Genomic DNA, 19,967 nt, shown 5'->3' with positions numbered 1-19,967 from the left:
TCCGGGTTTACCGGGTCCGGCGATCAGGCGGGATCGAGGTTCTTGACCGCGGGACCTTCCAGCAGGGTGCCCTTGGCCGTGAACCGGGAGCCGTGCAGCGGACAGTCCCAGGACTGTTCGGCGTCGTTCCAGTTCAAGACTCCCTTGAGGTGCGGGCACACGGCCGACACCCGGCTGGTCTCGCCGGCCACGGTGCAGGTACCCACCGGCTTCCCGTTCTCCCGGGAGACCACGCCCTGCCCCTCCGGCGGGGCCGCGTCGGTGCTGTTGGCCAGTCCGGCGGCCCAGCCGGTGAGCATGGAAAGCCCCACCTCGGCGTTGTCCCGCAGGGTGGAGGCGGCATCGAGCGGGGCCACCCGGGGCTTGTACAGCTCGCGCGCCCACGGGTTCTCTCCGCCGAGGATCTCCGCGCTCAGGGCCAGCGAAGCCGCAACGGCATTGGTCATGCCCCACTTGTTGTATCCGGTGGCTACATAGATGTTGGAACCCATCAGCGGCAGCTGCCCGACGTAGGGCAGGCTCCGTGCCGGCGAGTAGTCCTGCGCCGACCAGGCATAACTGGCCGCGCTTCCCACTGCGAAGTTCTCCACGGTCCAGTCCACCAGATCGTCCACCAGTTCCTGGGTGTGCTTTTTCCGGCCGACCGTGTGCCCGTTGCCCCCGGCGAGCAGGTAGGAGATGCCGTTTGCCTCTGCGGTACGCAGCGAGCGGGTGGGCGAATCGACGGAGAGGTACATGCCCTGCGGAACCGTTCCCGTTACCGGCAGGGCTACCGCATAGGAACGCTCGGGCTTCAGGACGGCAAAGTAGCCGCCGCGGTCAAGGATCGGGATGCCGGTGGCCAACACCAGGTGCCGGGCGGTGACCTCGCCCTGGCTGGTTCCGACCTTGATGCCGGCCCCCTCCTCATGGCGGGCGCCGGTCACCCGGACGCCCTCGATCAGGGTGCCGCCATGGGCGCGGTAGTCCTTGGCCAGGCCGGCCAGCACCGTCATCGGCTGGATCTGTGCCTGGTCGCGAAGCCGAAGTGCACCAGTGGTTTCAAAGGGCAGTTCGGTCTCCGCGGTGAACTCGACGTCGAGTCCGGCGGCCTGGGCCGCCTCGTGTTCCTTCCGCAGGCTCTTGAGCCCCTGCTCGGTGGTGGCGTAGGTGTACGCGTCCCGGACCTCGTAGCCGATCCCGTTTTCGTCGCAGAAGCGCAGCAGCCAGCTTTGTCCCTGCCGGTTGGCTTCCACATACTGGCGGGCGGTCTCCGCGTTGTGGTGCGAGGTGATGCCGGAGAGCTGCGTTCCCTGCAGCAGGGAAACCTTGGCTGTGGTGTTGCCGGTGCTGACGGCGCCTACCGTGCGTGCTTCCAGGACGGCCACGCGCTGTCCGCTGCGGGCCAGCAGGGCCGCCGTGGTGAGGCCGGTAAGTCCGGCACCGACCACCACGGTGTCGTAGGACGCCTCGGGGTCGAAGGGATCAGTGGGTATAACGGGCGCGTTATCGAGCCATAGAGATTTCAAGTTATCCTTCCCGCCAAGCTGACGAAGTGATGTGGGAGCCGCCCTGCGGTCCCATCTGGAGCATGCCGCCGTCGACGGGCCATGAGGCCCCGGTGACGTAGGACGAGGCCGGTGAGGCCAGGAAAGCCACGACGTCGGCGATTTCGGAGGCGTAGCCGGGCCGGCCCAGGGGAATGCCGGGGCGGTCCTCGGCCCGAGGGTCGGAGTCGGTCTGTCCGGTCATGGGTGTGGCAATTTCCCCGGGCGCCACCGAATTGGCCGTGATCCCGTAGCTTCCCAGCTCCAGGGCGATGGTCTTCATCAGCCCGCCGAGCCCGTGCTTGGAGGCAGTGTAGGCCGCAGCGCCCACCCGTGGCTGGAGTTCGTGGACGCTGGTGACGGCGATCAGCCGGCCGCCGTTGCCCTGCGCAACCATGCGCTGAGCTGCCCGCTGCAGGCAGACAAAAGCCCCGCTGAGGTTGGTGTCCACCGTGGTGCGCCAGGCGTCATAGGTCAGGTCCAGGAACTTCTGCCCGTCTCCGGTCCCGGAGTTGTTGACGAACACGTCCAGGCCGCCCAGCTGCTCCGCCAGGGAGTCCGCGACGTCCGCGCATGCGGGCAGATCTGTGGTGTCCAGGCGGGCGACGACGGCGGTGCGGCCGTGCGAGCGGACCTCCTCCGCAGTGTCCATGGCACCCTGTTCATCGGAATGCCAGGTGATGCCCACATCCATTCCCGCCTTGGCCAGAGCTACGGCCACGGCACGTCCTATGCCGGAATCAGACCCCGTGACTATCGCCGTTTTAGGCGCAAACCCCATTTGGTACCCCCTCATGGTCCTGGAAAGTCAGTATGCTTCCCACCTTGCCCCAATTGTGCAACAGTTTAAAGTCCTGATCACCGAATCCTCCCGGTCCGGTCCTCCCGTGCTGCGGAGCAGAGGAGTCATCATGGCATACCCCAGCTACAGTTCCGGCGGCGGTCTTTCGGCCCGCAGGACCAGTGCGCAAAAAGCCGCAATTGCCTTTGGGATTGTTTTCCTGCTTATCGGAGTCCTGGGGTTCATTCCCGGGGCCACCATCAATTACGGCCAGCTTTACTTCTCGGGATACGCATCGGAGGCCGCCCTCCTGGGTATTTTCCAGGTGTCGGTGCTGCACAACGTGGTCCACATGCTGCTGGGCTTTGCCGGGCTTGCCCTGGCGCGAAAGCACTCCTCGGCCAAGCTCTATCTGCTGGGAGGAGGCATCCTCTACGCCCTGCTCTTCATTTACGGGCTGCTCATCCCGCTGGACTCAGACGCCAACTTCGTTCCCTTCAACACGGCGGACAATTGGCTGCACGCAGTGCTGGCCGTAGTGATGATCCTGCTGGGTATCTTCCTGGGCCGTGAGAGCGAATCGAGCTCGTACCGCAGCAACCCGAACCCCGGCGAAGGATCAGTTCCCAACTAGGATCCACAGCGTTCCGGGGGTACAGCAGCCGGGACGCGCGTTTGGCCTGCAGCCTTCCAGTGCTGGCAGACTAGGTTTACCGACACGCCCGCACCGGGCGGTTTCGCCGAAAGGAACCTGGATTGTCCGCCGCACTGATGGTCATTGACATGCAGAATGCCTACTTCGAAAGCCCCGCCCTGCAGAAGCATCAGGAACGGTTGGTGGAAAAAACCAACGAGCTCATCGGCTTGGCCAAGGCCGCCGGTATTCCGGTGCTGATGGTCTGCACCGAACACGAGCGGGATAAGTCCACTTGGACCCTGAGCATGCTGGACGACGACCAGGGCTTCATCTTCAGCGGCAGCGAGCAGGCCGACTTCATTCCGGGGCTGGACTACGCGGACCTGCCGCGCCTGGTGAAGACCCGAGACAGCGCTTTTGTAGGCACGGATCTCCTGCTGCGGCTGCGTAACTGGAATGTCGAGACCCTGGTCCTGGCCGGCGTCGCGACCCACAACTGCGTAGCCCAAACCGCCGCCGACGCCTTCGCGAACAATTTCCGCGTCCGTTTTGCCCGCGAGGCACTGGCCTCCACCAATGACGAGTACGAAGAAGCGGTCCTGCGCGTGCTCTCGGACGAGTACCGCCAGCCGATCGAGAGCAATGCCGAGCTGAAGGACTTCTTCAACGCACAGCAGGCCTAGACTGCCGCGCCCAGTGCTGGAATCCGCCGTCCGCCCCGGTTAGCGTAGGAGCCATGGACGAACAGGAAATCCAGCACCGGATCCAGGAACTCGTAGCGCAGGAGCAGTCCCTTCGTGAGGCGGACCCGGGTGCGGAACCCGAAAAGCATGCCGCAGAGCTAAGGCGGGTGGAGGAACAGCTCGACCAGTACTGGGACCTCCTCCGCCAGCGGCGGGCCAAGGCCGACGCCGGACAGAACCCGGATGAGGCGCAGGAGCGGCCCGTGGGTGAAGTCGAGGGATACCGCCAGTAGGGATCATCCCGTACGGGCGGCCCCGAGCGGACTAGTGCTGCTTCCGGCTGCTGCCGGAAACCTTCGGCGTGCCGGCTTCAGTATCCGGGTCCGCCGGGCCGGTGACCTCACGCAGCAGGGTGGCGGCACCGATGCTGCGCCGGAAGCCGCTTTCACCCCGGAAGGTCTCCCCAAGGGCCCAGACCATCAGGCAGCCTTTGCTGAGGGTTTTCAGCAGCCCGGCGTTCCTGGGCGTCAGTGCCATCATGGACGCAACGCCAAACACGCCCCAGCCGATGAGCGGCCCGTTGGGCACCTTGAAAATGGTCTGCCGGCCGAACTGGTCCGTGAAGAAATTACGAGATGCCATAGTGGTCAGGCGCCTTTCCGGGTTTTGGCTGTGCTTTTCGTGCTCTTGGAGTTCGAGGTTTTGGCGGGAGCCTTCTTGGCGCCGTCCTCTTTGGTGCTTTTAGTGTCGGTGCCGCTCTTTTTGTCGCGGTTCTTCTCTACGCTGCGCCGCAGCGCCTCCATAAGGTCCAGGACCTTGCCGCCCTCGTCTTCCTCGGATTCTCCGCCGAAGGTCTCCTCCGTGTCGAGCGATTCTCCCTGTTCGAGCTTGGCATCGATCAGGGTCTTGAGTTGTTCCTGGTAATCGTCGGTGAATTCCGAGGGGTCGAAGTCCCCGCTGAAGGAATCCACGAGGGCCGAGGACATCTCCAGCTCCTTGGCGGAAATCCGCACCTTTTCATCCAGCGAGGGGAAGGTGGCCTCCCGGACCTCGTCCTCCCACAACAGGGTCTGGAGGGTTAGCACGTCGCCGCGTACGCGCAGGGCACCCAGCCGGCTCTTCTGCCGGAGCGAGAACTGCACGATAGCCGTGCGGTCGGTGTCCTCAAGGGTGCGGCGGAGCAGTACATAGGACTTCGTCGATTTGGAGTCCGGCTCCAGGTAGTACGTCCGGTCAAACAGGATGGGATCCACCTGCTCACTGGGCACGAATTCCACGACATCGATTTCCCGGCTTTTCTCCACGGGAAGGGACGCCAGATCCTCGTCGGTGAGGACCACGGTCTGCTCGCCGTCGTCGTACGCCTTGGCGATGTCCTTGTATTCCACCACCTCGCCGCAGATCTCGCAGCGGCGCTGGTAGCGGATGCGTCCGCCGTCCTTGCCGTGCACCTGGTGAAGGCTGACGTCGTGGTCCTCGGTGGCGGCATAAACCTTGACCGGCACGTTGACCAGCCCAAACGCAATGGCGCCTTTCCAGATCGCTCTCATGTAATCCAGTGAACACTAGATTCCGCTTCCGTTGCCAGAGCCGGGTTTGTCTGCGCGTGCCTCCCGCAGATGCTCCCACAGCTGCCGGTACACGCGCGGATCGGAAAAATAGGCGGTATGGGATTCGGGAAAGGGTTTGCCCGAGTCCACTTCGCTGTCGGTCACGTTCACATCCCGGCCGGCAAACACCCGTTCGGCGCAAAAGGAAATCAGGTCGCGCTCGTCCCAGAAATTCAACCAGGGAACTGCCGGCCCTGAACCGCCGCGGTCCGGTCCTAGGTAGGCGAGGGCATCCAGGAGGTAGAACCACGGCGCCTGCGAGCCCACGGTCACCAGCAGATCCACCCGGATGCCCTCCGCCTCGGGGGAACTGAGCAGGTCAACAGCCGCCACGGAGCCGAGGCTGTGTCCGAACAGCACCACCGGTGCAGCTTGGTCCGTACTGCGCAGGGCGTCGGCAACGCGGGCACGGGCAGCGGGACCGTGGCGCAGATAAAAGGCGACCTTGCCGAAGAAGCTGCCCGCGGCATCCGTGAGGCGGATCCGGTGCCGGATCCCCGCGTCCGTGAGCACCCCCAGGACCAGGTCCTGCAGCGTTTCCCCCAGGAAAGCCGCGTCAGGCCGCGCCGGCGGGGCACCGGCACTGGAGGCCTGTTTCAGCGGATCAGCCGCCACCAGGTCCATGCCGAAAAGGGCAAGGGCCAGGGACGTATCGGTAACGCCGGGCGGATCGTCGGCGACATACCGCGGGGGCAATGCCGGGACAAAGCTGACCTCATCGGGTGCGGCGGCGGCCCAGTCAACCGCCAGCACCCGGTAATCGGATAATCCCGGCACCTCGGCCACCTGCTCCCGGATCCAGTCCGCGAGCTGCGGGTTGGGCCGGCCGGTGCCCGGCAGGAAAACCAGCGTTCCGGGTTTCTCCGGCGGTCCGAGGGGTGCGGGATCCATGGCTGCCTCCTTCGTTGCGGCGGCACCTTTACCGACCGCGCAACGCAGCGGTTTCGGCCCGATAGGGACACTTTCACATGCCGCAGTCCCGGCCGCCAGTGAACGGGAGGGAAGGACTGAATCCTGCTGGCTTCGTTCGGTTCCGCGGACCGGCGCGCCCGCATAATTGCCTCCGGAACGCGGGCGGCGGCAGCGGGCGGATAATGGGTGCAGCGATGGAAGGCGAGGCCGTGGAAGCGAATACACCCGGATCCGGGCCGGCGCGTGTGGAACTGTCCGTGGGGCAGGTGGCCGAGCGCAGCGGCGTCAGCGTCTCGGCGCTGCACTTTTACGAGCGTCAGGGCTTGCTCTCCAGCCGGCGGACACCTGGTAACCAGCGGCGCTATGACCGATCGGTGCTGCGGCGGGTGGCCGTGATCCGCGCCGCGCAGCAGGCAGGCATTCCGCTGGCCGTAATCAACCGTGCTTTCGCCGCACTGCCTCCGGACGGAGTTCCGGACCAGGCCGACTGGCAGCGGCTTTCCGCCGCCTGGCAGCAGGAACTCAATACCCGCATCCGCCACCTGCAGGCGCTTCGTGACCGGCTCGGCGGCTGCATTGGCTGCGGCTGCCTCTCACTGGCCCAGTGCCGGTTCGTGAATCCTGATGATGCGGGCACCGGCACGGGCGCCCGGGCATTCGACGTCTAGGCACGATTTGACCTCAACTAAGGTTGAGGTTCTAGCGTTGAGGGATGCCCTCGATGGGTTGGTCTGCGGAAGGACTTGAGATGACGCGGAATACGGCTCTGTGCGAGCGGAATGTAACGGATGCATTCAAGGACGCCTTTCGGGCTCATCCGGCGGGCGTGGCCATCATTACGGCCGACGGCGGCAGCGGCCCCGTGGGCCTGACCGCCTCCTCGGTTTCCTCCGTGTCGGCGGAGCCGCCGATCCTGTCCTTTTCCCTGGCCTCAACCCACGGGACCGCCGGTGTCATTGCCGGGTCCGAGACCGTCGTCGTCCACCTGCTTGGCGCCGACAATGCCGGACTCGCTGCACTTTTCGCCCGGCAGGGCGCGGATCGGTTCAGCTCCACGCCAACCCGCACGCTGCCCGGCGGCGAACCCCTCCTGGAAGAAGCCCCCGTGGCACTTCGCTGCCGGATCGACGGCAGGATCCCGGTGGGCAGTTCCATCCTGATCGCAGCCACCGTCCTGGAAATCCTCCCCGGCAGCACGGAGCAGGAACCGCTGGTTTACCACAACCGCACCTATCACCGCCTGGGCGGGCACTCCGTGCTCGGCCAGGCCGGCTCGGTTGCTCCCGGAAGCGGCCAATAGCGGATAATCGGGTTCAGGCCCGTTCGACGACCGTCGGCGGGAACCTACCCACCGGAAGGCACGGCGATGGCAAAGAAAAAACTCAAGGACCTGAGCAGCGGACAGAAAAAGGGCCTGGGAGCCCTGACCGGAGTCCAGTTTCTGCTCGCCGGAGCAGCGCTGCGGGATTTGAAGAAGCGACCGAAGGACCAGATCCGCGGCAGCCGCGGATGGTGGATGGCTGCGTGCGGCATCAACTTCGCCGGTCCCATCGCATACTTCCTCATCGGCCGCCGGTCCGCCTAGGTATGGTGCGTTCCCGCAGCACCGGCACCAAACCGCCGGTCCTTGAGCCGGTCCGCCCGCAGGACCTGAGCGACGGTGCCGACGTCCCGGTGGGCAGCCATCAGGAAGCGGTGGCCTATAACGGAGAGTCTTTCGCCGGCTTAGAGCTGCGCGGCGCAGTGTTCTCCGAATGCAGCCTCACAGGAGTGTCCCTGGACAACGCCGACCTCACCGCCGCCCGGTTTCTGGAATCAACGCTGGAGAACCTCTATGCCCCAGTGTTCCGGGCTGCCAAAACCTCGTTTCGGGACGTGGAAATTTCCAATCCGCGCCTGGGTTCCGCGGATCTTCACGGCGGAAGTTGGAACTCCGTCCGCGTTGACGGCGGCAAGATCGATTTCCTTGACCTGCGGGACTGCAGCCTGACCAACGTGCTGTTCTCCGACTGCATCATCGGGGAACTGGACCTCGAAGGCGCGCGGCTGAACCGGGTGGCGTTCCGCGACTGCCGGATCGACTCGATGCTGCTGGGTGGCGGCACGGCGGTGGACGCGGACCTGCGCGGATCCGTGTTCCGGAGCGTTGGCAAAATCGACGGACTCAAAGGGTTCACTGTGGACGAAGAGCAGTTGATGCTGCTGGCTCCGTTGTTCGCGGCCGAGTTGGGCCTGCGCGTGGAAGCTTAGGGCTGCCCGGCGTACTGGTCCCAGGGGATGTTCCAGTCGCCGTAGCCGTCGTCAATGGGGACCGGCCCGGCTTCGGTGTTCAGCACCTGCACCACGTCGCCGGCGTCAAAGGTGTCGTAGAAGTACTTGGCTCCTTCGGCGGACATCCCTACGCAGCCGTGCGAAACGTTGATCCGGCCCAGTGCACCTACGGCGCCGTCGAGGGCCTGGTGGACAAAGACGCCGCTGTTGGTCAGGCGGCTGGCCCACGAGGCGTCGAACGGTTCGTAGTAGTCCGGGTCTCCGGGCGACAGTCCGATGCTTTCGGCGCGGAAGGGCAGCTTCTCGTGCTGGCTGACGACAACCTGGTAGCCGCCGGGCGAAGGCCAGGTGGGTTCGCCGAGGGTGACGGGGAAGGTCCGGACCAGCTGCCCGTCCAGGAAGACCTGCATGGTCTTGGTGCTGTTATCCACCACGGCCAGGCGGGTGTTGTGCGTGTTGAAGGTGCGGGTTTCGTTGAAGTTGCCGATCATGCCGTTGCCGAAGTCGACGCCGAACAACTGCATGTCCACGGTGATGGCGCTGTTGGGGGCCCAGAAGGCCTCCGGGCGGTAGCGGACCCGGTTGTCCGTGATCCAGAAGAAGGCACCGGTCTGGCCCGAGGTGCTGGTGACCGTGATGGCCTGTTCCACGGCGTCTTTGTTGGTGACCGGTTCGCTGAAGGTGATGTCGATGGGCTGGCCCACGCCCACACTGGCGGCGTTCTGCGGATACATGAAGGCATTGGCTTCATTTGCGGGAAGCACGGTTTCGAAGCCCTGCCTGCGTGTGGTCTCCTTGCCGGCGGAGTCGGTGAGCACCACCTCCATGCCGTACCTGGTGTTGAAGGCCAACGGTGCATCGGCGGTCCAGACGGCTCCGTCTGCGGACATTACGCCGGGTACGGGATCTCCGCCGGCCTCCGGCTTCAGGATGACCTTGTTGATGACTGCGTTGGTGGCAGTGACGGAGGGAAGATCTGCGGGGTTGACGCCTACGGCGCCGTCAGCCGGCGTGGTGGTGATGGATACCGGGGCGGCCTGCACGGAGGGCGACGCCGATGCCGATGAGCCGGCCGAGGGAGACGAACCGGTTTCGGACGGGCCCAGACGGCCGGTGGCGAAGGCTGCGCCGAGACTTCCGCCTATGACGAGCACCGCGGCAACCGCCGCGGCTATTGGCCATTTACGGCTCTTCTTGTCCTGCACAGCCAAGTCCCCTCAAGTACACGCCGGGAGCCGTCAGGAAGACGGAACCGGCATAGTTGCAGCTGGGCCGGCTCGACCGGCGCGTATAGTCCTACCGATGATATTAGCTTCTTTGGATTTCGCGGACGCTGTTACACGATTGTCGCCTAAACGGCCGTGTCGGGGGCGGCCGGGGTTGTGAGGCGCGCTGCCTGCCGGGTGATGTTCTTGGCCATGGAGGGAAAGATCAGGCCGTGGAAAGGGGCAATAAGCCACCAATAGAGCTTGCCGCCCAGACCCTTCGGGAAGTAAATGGCCCGCTGCCGGTAGACACTGCCGCCGTCGCCGTCCGGGTCCACCCGCATCTCCAGCCAGGCCTTGCCGGGCACCCGCATCTCCGCACGCAGCCGCAGCAGGGTGCCGCGCTCCAGCAGTTCCACCCGCCACCAGTCCACCACGTCACCGGTGAACAGTGTGGTGGGGTTCCGCCGGCCGCGGGTAAGGCCCGCCCCGCCGACGGTTTTGTCCAGCACCCCGCGGATGGCCCAGGCCATGGGCAGCGAATACCAGCCGTTCCGGCCGCCCACTCCCTCGATGACCTGCCAGACCGCGGCCGGATCCACGGCCGCGCGGCGCTGCCGGGAGTCCACATAAACCGTCTGGCCCGCCCAGTCCGGGTCGCTGGGCAGGGGATCGGAGGCCAGATCGGACGACGCCGAGGCGCTGGCCCAGGTGGTCTCCACCTCGCCGCGCTTCTCCTTGCCCAGTGCCCGCTTCACTGCGTCGTGGTAGTCCGTCAGTCCGCCGTCGGGCAGCGGCAGGTATTGGTCAATATCGTGTTCCTTGGCAACGGCGTCGTGCTGCAGGGATTCCACCAGCGGCAACGACATCGAACGCGGGATCGGGGTCACCAGGGCCACCCATAGTCCGGCCAGCCGGGGAGCCGGCAGCGGCAGGGCGTAGATGCGGCGCCGGGGCAATCCGGCTTCCTCCGCATATCCGTTCATGATTTCCGCGTAGGTCAGGACTTCCCGGGACCCGATATCGAAGGTCCGGTTCACGCCGGCGGGGAGGTCCACGGCCCGCACCAGGTAGTGCAGGACGTCCCGGACGGCAATCGGTTCGATGCGACGACGTACCCAGCTTGGCGCCGGCATCACGGGCAGGGTTTCTGTCAGGTGCCGGATCATCTCGAAGGAGGCGGAACCGGAACCGATCACGACGCCGGCCTGGTAGACAACGGCGGGCACCTCGCCGTCGAGCAGGATCCGCCCCACCTCGGTCCTGGATTTCATGTGCGGCGACAACTCGCCTTCCTCCGGATGCAGCCCGCCGAGATACACGATCCGCTGCACGCCGGCCTCCGCGGCGGCGTCGGCCACCAAGTGGGCGATAGCTGCCTCCTGACCGCCAAAACCCTTCCCGGACGCCATGGAGTGCACCAGGAAGTAGAGGGTGTCGATACCGGTGAAGGAGGCCGCGGCAGATTCCCGGTCCGAAAGGTCGCCCTGGACGATTTCGACGTCGGACGCCCAGGGCACATCCGAGAGCTTTTCGGGGGAGCGTGCCAGGACCCGCACGCGGTGGCCGTCCTCAAGTAAAAGCGGAACAAGCCGTCCGCCGATGTAACCGGTGGCCCCAGTGACCAGAATGTGCTGGCTTTCCGTCATTTTTCCAACATACGCGCGCGCCGCCGCCGATGGTCAGGCCAGCCGGACACTCTGGGTGAAACCTTCCGAAGACTCTTCCGGTCTGCTGTGGAGGTTACCTCCGGATTGATAAGCCCCCTGATGAAATACTGGTATTTGCCCGGTATCCCGGTAAGACTAGGGGGCATGGCGACAGGCGGAGGAAAAAACCAGGAGACCGTCAGTGTGGAGGGGCACCGGCTCCGCTTGACCAACCTGGACAAGGTGCTTTATCCGGAAACGGAGACCACCAAGGCGGACGTGATTGCCTACTACGCTGCCGTGGCCGAGTACATGCTGCCGCACTCGCGCAACCGAGCGGCGACCCGCAAGCGCTGGGTGCACGGTGTGGGGACTCCCGAGCATCCCGGCCAGGTGTTCTTCCAGAAGAACCTCGAGGACTCCGCTCCGTCCTGGGTGAAGCGGTTCTCGATCGAGCACAAAACCTCCACCAATACCTACCCGGTGGTGAATGACCTGGCCACGCTGACCTGGCTGGCCCAGTCCGCCGCCCTCGAAATCCATGTGCCGCAGTGGCAGTTCGGGCCGCGCGGCAAGATCGGCAATGCGGACCGGATGGTGCTGGACCTCGACCCCGGTGAAGGGGCGGGGCTGGCCGAATGCGCCGAAGTGGCCCGGCTGGCAAGGGCAATCCTCTCTGACATGGGCCTTGACGCCCGGCCCGTGACCAGCGGTTCCAAGGGCATCCACCTCTATGCCGCACTGGACGGAAGCCAGAGCTCCGACGACATCAATGCGGTGGCCCATGAGCTGGCGCGCGCCCTGGAGGCGGACCATCCGGATCTGGTGGTCAGCGACATGAAGAAGACGCGGCGCGTGGGCAAGGTGTTGGTGGACTGGAGCCAGAACAACGGCAACAAGACCACTATCTGCCCCTACTCGCTGCGGGGACGGTTCACGCCCACGGTGGCCGCCCCGCGGACCTGGAAAGAACTCGAGGATCCGGATCTCGCCCAACTGGACTACCTGCAGGTGATGGACCGCGTCCGCAGCGGGTCCGATCCGCTCGCCGGCATGGAAAGCGGCGCCTTCGAGGCAGAAGCACTCGAGGAAGCGGAGACCGGCGACACCGAGGCCGGCTCCGGCGGGGACCGGCTGACCAAGTACCGGAGCATGCGGGACGCCGCAAAGACACCGGAACCCGTCCCGGAGGAACCGTCCACTTCCTCGGAGGGCAACAGCTTCGTTATCCAGGAGCACCACGCCCGCCGGTTGCACTGGGACTTCCGCCTGGAGCACGACGGCGTGCTGGTGTCCTGGGCGCTGCCCAAGGGCCCGCCGTCGACGTCCGGAAAGAACAATCTGGCCGTGCAGACCGAGGATCATCCGCTGGATTACGGCAAGTTTGAAGGACATATTCCCAAAGGGGAATATGGCGGCGGGGACGTGACCATCTGGGATCACGGCACGTATGAGCGGGAAAAGTGGCGGGACGGCAAGGAAGTCATCGCCGTACTCCACGGCCAACCCGACGGCGGCCTGGCCCGGGAAGGGGCCGCCGACCGGCGCTACGCACTGATCCACACCGGCTCGGGCGGCGACAAGGCCAACAATAACTGGCTGATCCACCTCATGAAGAACCAGCCGAAGCCGGGCGAAAAGGGGACGCCCGAAGCTCCGGCCGACGGGTCCGCCGCCGCTCCTGCGGATGCGCCCGTGGACGCGCCGGAATCGCCCACGGAGTCCGTGGCCGCTGCCGCCCGGACACGCCCCGCCACGGCCGCCGCCCCGGCAAAAACCTCGTCCATCGACGTCGGGAAGGTGGCCCGCGACGCGGAAGACGCCTCGGTGCCCTCGGTCGAGCCGATGATGGCAACCCTCGGCAGCCGGGCCGAGATCAACGACGACGACGAGTGGGCCTTCGAAATGAAATGGGACGGCGTGCGCGCCGTCGTCACGGTAACGCCGGAAGGCACCCGGCTGATCTCCCGCAACGGCAATGACATGACCGCCGCCTATCCGGAACTGCAGGACCTCAGCGCGCACCTCAACGGGGAACGGGCCGTACTGGACGCCGAACTCGTCGCGCTGAACAAGGCCGGCCGGCCGGACTTCGGCCTGCTGCAGCCCCGCATGCACCTGACCAAACCGCGGGAAATCGCCGCCGCCGCCGGGCGGACGCCGGTACACCTGATGGTCTTTGACCTGCTCTGGCTGGACGGGAACTCGCTGGCGGACCTCACCTACGAACAACGCCGCGAAATCCTCGAGCAGGCCGTCGAGCCCGTCCCCGGCGGGCACCTTCAGGTTCCCCCCGCACTGGACATGTCCATGGACGAGGCGGTGGCGGCCAGCAAGGAACTGGGGCTGGAAGGCGTGATGGCCAAACGCCGCACGAGCACCTACAACCCCGGCAAGCGTTCCAAGAACTGGGTAAAGCTGAAGAACCAGCTCACCCAGGAGGTAGTGGTGGTGGGCTGGCGGCCGGGGCAGGGCAACCGGCAGAACAAGGTCGGTTCCCTCCTGGTTGCCGTTCCGGACGGGGTTGACCTGAAATACATCGGACGGGTCGGGTCCGGACTGAGCGAGAAGGACCTCGCCACTATCGGCCCGCGCCTGAAGAAGATGTCCCGCAAAACGGCGCCGCTGGACGATGTTCCGTCCGCAGATGCCTCCGATGCCCAGTGGGTGCGGCCGGCACTGGTGGGCGAAGTGACCTTCTCCGAACGCACCGGCACCGGAAAACTCCGCCATCCCGTCTGGCGCGGCCTGCGCCCCGATAAGAAACCCTCCGACGTCGTGGTGGAGACCGTCTAGGCTCACCACGTCTACACCGTCCGGAAAGGACCCAAGATGACCGAGACCAGTGCTGCCCCGCCGGACCGCATCCCCGGCACAGAACCGCATCCCGACAGCGCCCTGGACGGCGTGGACGCCTGGTGGCGGGCCGCGAACTACCTTTCCGCCGGGCAGATCTACCTGCGGGACAACCCGCTGCTGCGCCGGCCGCTGGAAAAATCCGACGTCAAGGCGCGGCTGCTGGGCCACTGGGGCACCACCCCCGGACTGAACTTCATCTACGCCCACCTGAACCGGCTGATCCGCGAGCAGAAACGCAACGTCCTGTTCATTACCGGACCAGGGCACGGCGGCCCGGCGAATGTTGCCAACGCCTGGCTGGAAGGCACCTACTCGGAGATTTACAGCCATGTGGGACGGGACGAGGAAGGGCTGCGCACCCTGTTCCGGCAGTTCTCCTACCCCGGCGGAATCCCCAGCCATGCGGCCCCGGAGACTCCCGGGTCCATCCATGAGGGCGGTGAACTGGGCTATTCCCTGGCCCACGCCTACGGGGCGGTCTTCGACAACCCGGACCTGGTGGCTGCCACGGTGATCGGCGACGGCGAGGCCGAAACCGGTCCGCTGGCCGCCAGCTGGCATTCCAACAGCTTCCTCGACCCGGCCGTGGACGGGGCGGTGCTGCCCATCCTGCACCTGAACGGCTACAAGATCGCCAACCCCACCATCCTGTCCCGGATGCCCGAGGAACAGCTGCTGAAGCTGCTCGAAGGCTACGGCTACCGCCCCTACGTGGTGACCGTGGAGGATCCGAACGCCGTCCGGCAGGCCCATGAGGACTTCGCTGCCGTGCTGGAGACCTGCCTGGCGGAAATCACCTCGATCCAGGAGCCGTACCGCACCGGCGAAAAAACCGCGGTGACCCCGGACGTCCCCGCCGATGCGATGGAGCAGCACGCTCCGCGGTGGCCGATGATCGTCTTCCGCTCGCCCAAGGGCTGGACCGGGCCGGCCGTAGTCGACGGACTGCAGGTCGAGGGCACCTGGCGTGCGCATCAGGTGCCGCTGTCCGAGATCCACGACAACCCGGAGCATCTGGCCCAGCTGCAGGAATGGCTGCAGTCCTACCGACCCGGGGAGCTGTTTGACGCCGAGGGCCGGCTTGTCGAAGAAATTGCCGCGCTGGCCCCGGAAGGGGACCTGCGCATGAGTGCAACGCCGTACGCGAACGGCGGGCGCCTGCTCCAGGACCTGCACCTGCCGGAGTACGCGGACCATGCCGTGAAGATCGACCATCCGGGCTCCGAACGGGTCAGCCCGATGTTTAATCTGGGCGGCTACCTGCGCGAAGTGATCCGGAAGAACCCCTCCAACTTCCGGATTTTCGGGCCGGATGAGACAGCGTCCAACCGGCTGCAGGCCGTCTATGACGTCACGGACAAGGCCTGGCAGCAGCGGATTGACGAACTCGACGAACATCTGGCCCGCAGCGGACGCGTGGCCGAAGTGCTCAGCGAGCACCTGTGCGAGGGATGGCTGGAGGGGTACCTGCTGACCGGCCGGCACGGCGTGTTCAACTGCTACGAGGCGTTTGTGCACATTGTGGATTCCATGTTCAACCAGCACGCCAAGTGGCTGAAGGTCAGCCGCGGGCTGAGCTGGCGTCAGCCGGTCGCTTCGCTCAACTACCTGCTCTCCAGCCACGTCTGGCAGCAGGACCACAACGGGTTCTCGCACCAGGACCCCGGCTTCATTGACCACGTGGTGAACAAAAAGGCAGACGTCATCCGGGTCTACCTCCCGCCGGACGCCAACACACTGCTGGCCGTGGCCGGGAACATCCTGGACAGCCGGGACCGGGTCAACGTGGTGGTCTCCGGCAAGCAGCCGGCCCCGGTCTGGCTGGACCCGGAGCAGGCGCTGCTGCACGTGGAGCGCGGCATCGGGATCTGGGACTTCGCCGGCAGCGAAGGTGGGGGTCCGGGCACCCGGACCGATCCCGACGTCGTGATGGCCTGCGCCGGCGACGTGCCGACCCTGGAAACAGTGGCCGCTGCCGCGCTGCTGAAGGACCAACTGCCGGAGCTGAAAATCCGGGTGGTCAACGTGGTGGACCTGATGGTGCTGCAGGATCCGCGCGAGCATCCGAACGGGCTGTCCGACCGGGATTTCGACACCCTGTTCACGCAGGATAAGCCGGTGGTTTTCGCCTATCACGGCTATCCCTGGCTGATCCACCGCCTGACCTACCGGCGCACCAACCACGACAACCTGCATGTGCGCGGGTACAAGGAAGAAGGCACCACCACCACACCGTTCGACATGGCCATGCTGAACCAGATTGACCGGTTCCAATTGGCCATCGACGTGCTGGACCGGGTAGCGTCGCTGGGATCGACGCAGGCGTCCTTCCGGCAGCATTTGCAGGACGAACGGGCACGTGCCCGGCAGTACACCCGCGACGAAGGGCAGGATCCGCCGTACATCACCGGCTGGAACCTGCAGGAAGCAGAGCAGGACACGCCCGGCTGAGTTTCACCGGCCGGGCGCGGTACGCACAAGCTTCGGCGGCGCCCGTAAGGGGCAGCCCGCCGTGGAAAAAGTACGATCCATCCATCGAAGGAGAGTTCATTGACCACTGATCAGACGAGCGTTGTAGTTTCCCGGGTCATCGATGCCTCGGCAGCAGACATCTTTAACCTGTTGTCCAACCCCGAGCGCCACCACGAGCTGGACGGTTCCGGCATGGTCGTTTCGGACGAGAAGACCGACCGCATCACGGCTTCCGGCCAGGTCTTCAAAATGAACATGCACAATGAAAAAATGGGCGACTACCAGACGGAAAACCACGTCACCGGGTACGACCACAACAAGCTGCTGGCCTGGCAGACCGCCCCGGCCGGCACCGAGCCCAAGGGCTGGCAGTGGGTCTGGGAACTTCAGGCCGACGGCGCCGACTCCACCGAGGTGACCCTGACCTATGACTGGTCCCACGTCACCGACAAGGAAACCCTGAAGAAGGTTTCCTTCCCGTTGGTGTCCAAGGACGACCTTGAGGACTCACTGAACAAGCTCGCCGCAGCGGTTTCCGGAGCCTAGGGGCTTTTTTAGAACGTACGACGGCGGCCGGTGCCTTCCTTCGGGAGGGCGCGGGCCGCCGTCGTTGTAAGGTGGCGCAATGATTCGCGAAAGCACACCGCTGGACATCCCCCAACTCGCCCGGCTCCGGGCTGCCTGGGTGGCCGAGGCGGGCGGGGACGGTCCGGCTGATGCGGGCTTTGTGGCCGAGTTCAGCACGTGGCTGGCGGCCAACCCGCGTACCTTCTTCGTTGCCGTTGCGGATGGCGGCGACGCCCTGATCGGCATGCTGAACCTGTCGATCTTCGAGCGCATGCCGAAACCGGACAAACCGGCTTCAGTCTGGGTTTACCTGGCGAATACCTACGTGTTGCCCGCGCACCGCAACGCGGGGGTAGGCAGCGCCCTGGTGTCCGCGGCAGTCGACTATGCGCGGGGCATCGGGGCGGCGCGGATTGTCACCTCGCCGTCGCAGGCGTCAAAGAACTTCTACGCGCGGCACGGTTTCGAGGCGGCGGAGGAACTGGCCGTCTACCGGTTCTGACCCGCGGCAAGGACCGGCCAAAACAACGACGGCGGCCGGTTCCCTCCGCGGAGAAGGGAACCGGCCGCCGTCGTGCTTATCTGTGGTGAGTGATTAGACCGCGGACCAGCCGCCGTCGGACGGCAGGATGGCGCCGTTGATGTTCACGCCGTCATCGCTGAGCAGGAACGTGATGGAGGCCGCGAGGTCCTCCGCCGAGGCCAGGCCCGGAATATTCACGCGTGCCGGGGACAAGCGAGCCTCGCCGTACTCGCTGGTCTTGCCGCCCATCGGAATGCCGGTGGCCACGCCGCCCGGAGCCACGGCGTTTACACGGATGCCTTCACGGGCGTACATGAACGCGGTGCTGCGGGTAATGCCGACGACGGCGTGCTTGGACGCCGTGTAGGCCACACCGGAAGCGGAGCCGCGCAGGCCGGCCTCGGAGGTGATGTTCACAATCGAGCCCTTGCGTGCTTCGAGCATGGTCGGCAGCACGGCGCGGGTCAGGCGCATCAGGCCGTCCACGTTGACGGCGAAGATCTTCTGCCACATGGCATCCGAGACCTCGTGCAGCGGGGAGAAGTCGTCATTGATGCCGGCCACGTTGGCCAGACCGTCAATCTTGGCGCCGGATGCGGCCATGATGCGGTCAATGGCGGCGGCGTCGGTCAGGTCGCCCGCAACCGGAACAATGGCCTCGCCCAGTTCTTCGGCGAGTTCCTTGATCTTCACCTCGGCGATGTCGACGGCAATCACGCGGCCGCCTTCACGGGCGATGCGGCTGGCGGTGGCACGGCCGATGCCGGAACCGGCGCCGGTGACGATGATGGTGCGGCCTTCGAAACGGCCTTCAACGGTCGGCAGGGCGGTTTCCGCGATCTCGGGCATCACGCCGCCGTTGGCCTGCTTCACGAGTTCATCCACGGCGGCCTGCGGGAACTTGCCCTGGCTGAGGTCAACCAGCTGCTGCAGCTTCATGGTCAGGGCGGGGCCGAGTGTGTTCTCGTCGCTACCGGCCTGTGCAAGGAAACCGCGGATGGCGGGGCCGCCGGCGGGGTGGTCGAGCCACTGCTGGACGGTGTTCTGGGCGGTGATGGGCGAATTGGCCACGAACCGGTCCTTTCGATCGGGGAGCGGCCGTAATCTGCGGCCGCCGGTTTCGGCAGCTCACCGCGATGGTTACACGTGTAAGTTGCCTGTATCGTCAGACTACCGGAGAAATCTCCAATGGATAAGGGCTGACATTGCCGTGTTTGGGCGGGTCGCAAAGGCTAGGCGAAAGAGGGACGGGATGAACCGCAGGGTCACGTCCAACGACGTCGCGCAGGCCGCGGGCGTCTCCCGTGCCACCGTCAGTTACGTGCTCAACGGCCGTGCCGGGCAGAGTATCTCCACCGCGACGCAGGACAGGGTGCTGGCCGCAGCCCGCTCACTCGGGTACACGCCGTCGACGGCTGCCCGCACCCTGCGCCGCGGCCGCAGCGACCTGGTCCTGATGCTGCTGCCGCCCGAGCCCCTGGGCCGCGCCCTGGCCATCATGATCGACGCCGCCTCCGAGGAAGTGGAACGGCAGGGACTGCGTCTGGTGGCGCACCGGCTGCCGGCGCAGGGGGGAGCGCCGTCCCTGGTGCAGTCGCTGGCTCCGGCAGCGCTGATCCTCCTCACCCCGCTCCCGGAGCCGGAACTGGCAGCCCTGGCGGCCAGCGGCATCAAGGTGGCGTCCCTGCACCAGGCGCTGGAAGACCCGCTGGCGCCGGACCTCGGCATCGGGGCATGCCAGGTACAGCACTTGGCCGCCGCGGGACACCGGCGGATCGGCGTGGCGGTTCCACCGGAGTCCGGTTACGCCTGGCGGGTGGATGTCCGGCTGGCAGCGATTGCGGACGCCTGCAGCCGGCTCGGGCTTCCGCAGCCCGACGTCGCCCGGCTGGGCCTGGACGCAGGGGAGGCGGCTGCCGTCGTCGACCGCTGGAGAGCAGGACCGCAGCCGGTGACCGCAGCCTGTGCGTTCGACGACGAGCACGCCTTCGCCCTGCTGGCAGGGCTGGCCGCGCATGGACTGAGTGCACCGGAGGACCTGGCGGTGATCGGAGCTGAGGACATTCCGCTGGCGTCGCTGGCGGTGCCGCCGCTGACCACGGTACGGATGGACGCCCGGGAGCTGGGGGAGCGGTTTGCGCGGATGGCCGTGGCGCCGCTGGGTGCGCCGCTTGGCGCTCCGGAATCAGGTGTGGAATCTATCGTGCAGCCAGCTGAGCCGAGCCTGCCGCCGGTCCGGCTGGTGAGGCGCGTTTCGGCCTGAGCAGGTAAC

At 66.0% G+C, this 19,967-nt stretch carries 20 protein-coding genes; 12 read left to right on the top strand and 8 right to left on the bottom strand.

Features of this window, described 5'->3' with window-relative positions; genetic code table 11:
* Positions 1-23: 23 nt before the first annotated feature.
* Both NNX38_RS00910 and NNX38_RS00905 read right to left on the bottom strand, forming a co-directional pair.
* Entirely contained in the window at positions 24-1,508 is a 1,485-nt protein-coding gene (locus tag NNX38_RS00910; protein WP_255796299.1) for an FAD-dependent oxidoreductase, read from the bottom strand.
* 1 nt (position 1,509) lies between these two features.
* The gene (locus NNX38_RS00905) at positions 1,510-2,307 is read right to left on the bottom strand and encodes an SDR family oxidoreductase (RefSeq protein WP_255796298.1); all 798 of its coding nucleotides are present in this window, start codon (positions 2,305-2,307) and stop codon (positions 1,510-1,512) included.
* Between the two features lie 130 nt (positions 2,308-2,437).
* Here NNX38_RS00905 and NNX38_RS00900 point away from each other — a divergent pair, with 130 nt between their 5' ends.
* The 3 genes from NNX38_RS00900 to NNX38_RS00890 all read left to right on the top strand — a co-directional run bounded on the left by NNX38_RS00900 (position 2,438) and on the right by NNX38_RS00890 (position 3,920).
* Entirely contained in the window at positions 2,438-2,941 is a 504-nt protein-coding gene (locus tag NNX38_RS00900) for a DUF4383 domain-containing protein (RefSeq protein WP_255796297.1), read from the top strand.
* A 122-nt stretch (positions 2,942-3,063) separates the two neighbouring features.
* Positions 3,064-3,627: a cysteine hydrolase family protein gene (locus tag NNX38_RS00895; protein WP_255796296.1), complete on the top strand. Its 564-nt coding sequence runs from the start codon at positions 3,064-3,066 to the stop codon at positions 3,625-3,627.
* A gap of 53 nt (positions 3,628-3,680) precedes the next feature.
* Positions 3,681-3,920 (top strand): DUF2630 family protein, encoded by a 240-nt coding sequence (locus tag NNX38_RS00890; RefSeq protein ID WP_229951307.1) that lies wholly within the window; start codon positions 3,681-3,683, stop codon positions 3,918-3,920.
* Between the two features lie 31 nt (positions 3,921-3,951).
* Here NNX38_RS00890 and NNX38_RS00885 read toward each other — a convergent pair whose 3' ends face one another.
* The 3 genes from NNX38_RS00885 to NNX38_RS00875 are packed head-to-tail and all read right to left on the bottom strand — an operon-like array spanning position 3,952 to position 6,128.
* Positions 3,952-4,269 carry a hypothetical protein gene (locus tag NNX38_RS00885; protein ID WP_255796295.1) on the bottom strand — a complete coding sequence of 106 codons (318 nt, stop codon included), beginning with the start codon at positions 4,267-4,269 and terminating at the stop codon, positions 3,952-3,954.
* 5 nt (positions 4,270-4,274) lie between these two features.
* Entirely contained in the window at positions 4,275-5,177 is a 903-nt protein-coding gene (locus NNX38_RS00880; protein WP_255796294.1) for a Ku protein, read from the bottom strand.
* A gap of 15 nt (positions 5,178-5,192) precedes the next feature.
* Entirely contained in the window at positions 5,193-6,128 is a 936-nt protein-coding gene (locus tag NNX38_RS00875) for a thioesterase domain-containing protein (protein ID WP_255796293.1), read from the bottom strand.
* 230 nt (positions 6,129-6,358) lie between these two features.
* Between NNX38_RS00875 and soxR the strand changes: the two genes are divergently transcribed.
* The 4 genes from soxR (at position 6,359) to NNX38_RS00855 (ending at position 8,399) form a co-directional block, all read left to right on the top strand.
* Complete coding sequence (gene soxR, locus NNX38_RS00870; protein ID WP_255796292.1) at positions 6,359-6,817, top strand: redox-sensitive transcriptional activator SoxR; 459 nt, start codon at positions 6,359-6,361, stop codon at positions 6,815-6,817.
* 80 nt (positions 6,818-6,897) lie between these two features.
* Positions 6,898-7,449, top strand: a complete 552-nt coding sequence (locus NNX38_RS00865) for a flavin reductase family protein (protein WP_255796291.1) — start codon at positions 6,898-6,900, stop codon at positions 7,447-7,449.
* 66 nt (positions 7,450-7,515) lie between these two features.
* A complete protein-coding gene (locus tag NNX38_RS00860) occupies positions 7,516-7,734 on the top strand; it encodes a hypothetical protein (protein WP_255796290.1) in 219 nt (72 codons plus the stop codon).
* Positions 7,735-7,739: 5 nt separating this feature from the next.
* Positions 7,740-8,399: a pentapeptide repeat-containing protein gene (locus NNX38_RS00855; protein ID WP_255796289.1), complete on the top strand. Its 660-nt coding sequence runs from the start codon at positions 7,740-7,742 to the stop codon at positions 8,397-8,399.
* Here the strand turns inward: NNX38_RS00855 and NNX38_RS00850 are convergent.
* Positions 8,396-9,625, bottom strand: coding sequence for an Ig-like domain-containing protein (locus NNX38_RS00850; RefSeq protein WP_255796288.1), 1,230 nt, complete (start codon positions 9,623-9,625; stop codon positions 8,396-8,398). The genes NNX38_RS00855 and NNX38_RS00850 overlap by 4 nt on opposite strands.
* Before the next feature lie 146 nt (positions 9,626-9,771).
* On the bottom strand, positions 9,772-11,274 hold the full coding sequence (locus NNX38_RS00845) for an SDR family oxidoreductase (protein WP_255796287.1): 1,503 nt from the start codon (positions 11,272-11,274) through the stop codon (positions 9,772-9,774).
* 165 nt (positions 11,275-11,439) lie between these two features.
* Between NNX38_RS00845 and NNX38_RS00840 the strand changes: the two genes are divergently transcribed.
* From NNX38_RS00840 to NNX38_RS00825, 4 genes are all read left to right on the top strand, one after another.
* A complete protein-coding gene (locus NNX38_RS00840; RefSeq protein ID WP_255796286.1) occupies positions 11,440-14,070 on the top strand; it encodes an ATP-dependent DNA ligase in 2,631 nt (876 codons plus the stop codon).
* Positions 14,071-14,106: 36 nt separating this feature from the next.
* The gene (locus tag NNX38_RS00835; protein ID WP_255796285.1) at positions 14,107-16,584 is read left to right on the top strand and encodes a phosphoketolase; all 2,478 of its coding nucleotides are present in this window, start codon (positions 14,107-14,109) and stop codon (positions 16,582-16,584) included.
* Positions 16,585-16,683: 99 nt separating this feature from the next.
* Entirely contained in the window at positions 16,684-17,151 is a 468-nt protein-coding gene (locus NNX38_RS00830) for an SRPBCC family protein (RefSeq protein ID WP_255796284.1), read from the top strand.
* Between the two features lie 79 nt (positions 17,152-17,230).
* A complete protein-coding gene (locus tag NNX38_RS00825; protein ID WP_255796283.1) occupies positions 17,231-17,674 on the top strand; it encodes a GNAT family N-acetyltransferase in 444 nt (147 codons plus the stop codon).
* 93 nt (positions 17,675-17,767) lie between these two features.
* On the opposite strand, the gene NNX38_RS00820 is transcribed toward NNX38_RS00825, so the two are convergent.
* Positions 17,768-18,766: an SDR family oxidoreductase gene (locus NNX38_RS00820; protein WP_255796282.1), complete on the bottom strand. Its 999-nt coding sequence runs from the start codon at positions 18,764-18,766 to the stop codon at positions 17,768-17,770.
* Between the two features lie 181 nt (positions 18,767-18,947).
* Here NNX38_RS00820 and NNX38_RS00815 point away from each other — a divergent pair, with 181 nt between their 5' ends.
* Positions 18,948-19,958, top strand: a complete 1,011-nt coding sequence (locus NNX38_RS00815) for a LacI family DNA-binding transcriptional regulator (RefSeq protein WP_255796281.1) — start codon at positions 18,948-18,950, stop codon at positions 19,956-19,958.
* Positions 19,959-19,967: the final 9 nt, after the last annotated feature.

The sequence above is a fragment of the Arthrobacter sp. zg-Y238 genome (genome assembly GCF_024385525.1).
Classification (GTDB): Bacteria; Actinomycetota; Actinomycetes; order Actinomycetales; family Micrococcaceae; genus Arthrobacter_B; species Arthrobacter_B jinronghuae.
Note: the sequence above shows the minus strand (reverse complement) of the source record. Positions and strands in the feature narration are given on the sequence as shown.

Excerpts from the sequence above, each read along its gene's own strand:
- NNX38_RS00905 (WP_255796298.1), bottom strand. The coding sequence starts at position 2,307 with ATGGGGTTTGCGCCTAAAACGGCGATAGTCACGGGGTCTGATTCCGGC.
- NNX38_RS00900 (WP_255796297.1), top strand. The coding sequence starts at position 2,438 with ATGGCATACCCCAGCTACAGTTCCGGCGGCGGTCTTTCGGCCCGCAGG.
- NNX38_RS00890 (WP_229951307.1), top strand. The coding sequence starts at position 3,681 with ATGGACGAACAGGAAATCCAGCACCGGATCCAGGAACTCGTAGCGCAG.
- NNX38_RS00885 (WP_255796295.1), bottom strand. The coding sequence starts at position 4,269 with ATGGCATCTCGTAATTTCTTCACGGACCAGTTCGGCCGGCAGACCATT.
- NNX38_RS00880 (WP_255796294.1), bottom strand. The coding sequence starts at position 5,177 with ATGAGAGCGATCTGGAAAGGCGCCATTGCGTTTGGGCTGGTCAACGTG.
- NNX38_RS00875 (WP_255796293.1), bottom strand. The coding sequence starts at position 6,128 with ATGGATCCCGCACCCCTCGGACCGCCGGAGAAACCCGGAACGCTGGTT.
- NNX38_RS00865 (WP_255796291.1), top strand. The coding sequence starts at position 6,898 with ATGACGCGGAATACGGCTCTGTGCGAGCGGAATGTAACGGATGCATTC.
- NNX38_RS00860 (WP_255796290.1), top strand. The coding sequence starts at position 7,516 with ATGGCAAAGAAAAAACTCAAGGACCTGAGCAGCGGACAGAAAAAGGGC.
- NNX38_RS00845 (WP_255796287.1), bottom strand. The coding sequence starts at position 11,274 with ATGACGGAAAGCCAGCACATTCTGGTCACTGGGGCCACCGGTTACATC.
- NNX38_RS00840 (WP_255796286.1), top strand. The coding sequence starts at position 11,440 with ATGGCGACAGGCGGAGGAAAAAACCAGGAGACCGTCAGTGTGGAGGGG.
- NNX38_RS00835 (WP_255796285.1), top strand. The coding sequence starts at position 14,107 with ATGACCGAGACCAGTGCTGCCCCGCCGGACCGCATCCCCGGCACAGAA.
- NNX38_RS00825 (WP_255796283.1), top strand. The coding sequence starts at position 17,231 with ATGATTCGCGAAAGCACACCGCTGGACATCCCCCAACTCGCCCGGCTC.
- NNX38_RS00815 (WP_255796281.1), top strand. The coding sequence starts at position 18,948 with ATGAACCGCAGGGTCACGTCCAACGACGTCGCGCAGGCCGCGGGCGTC.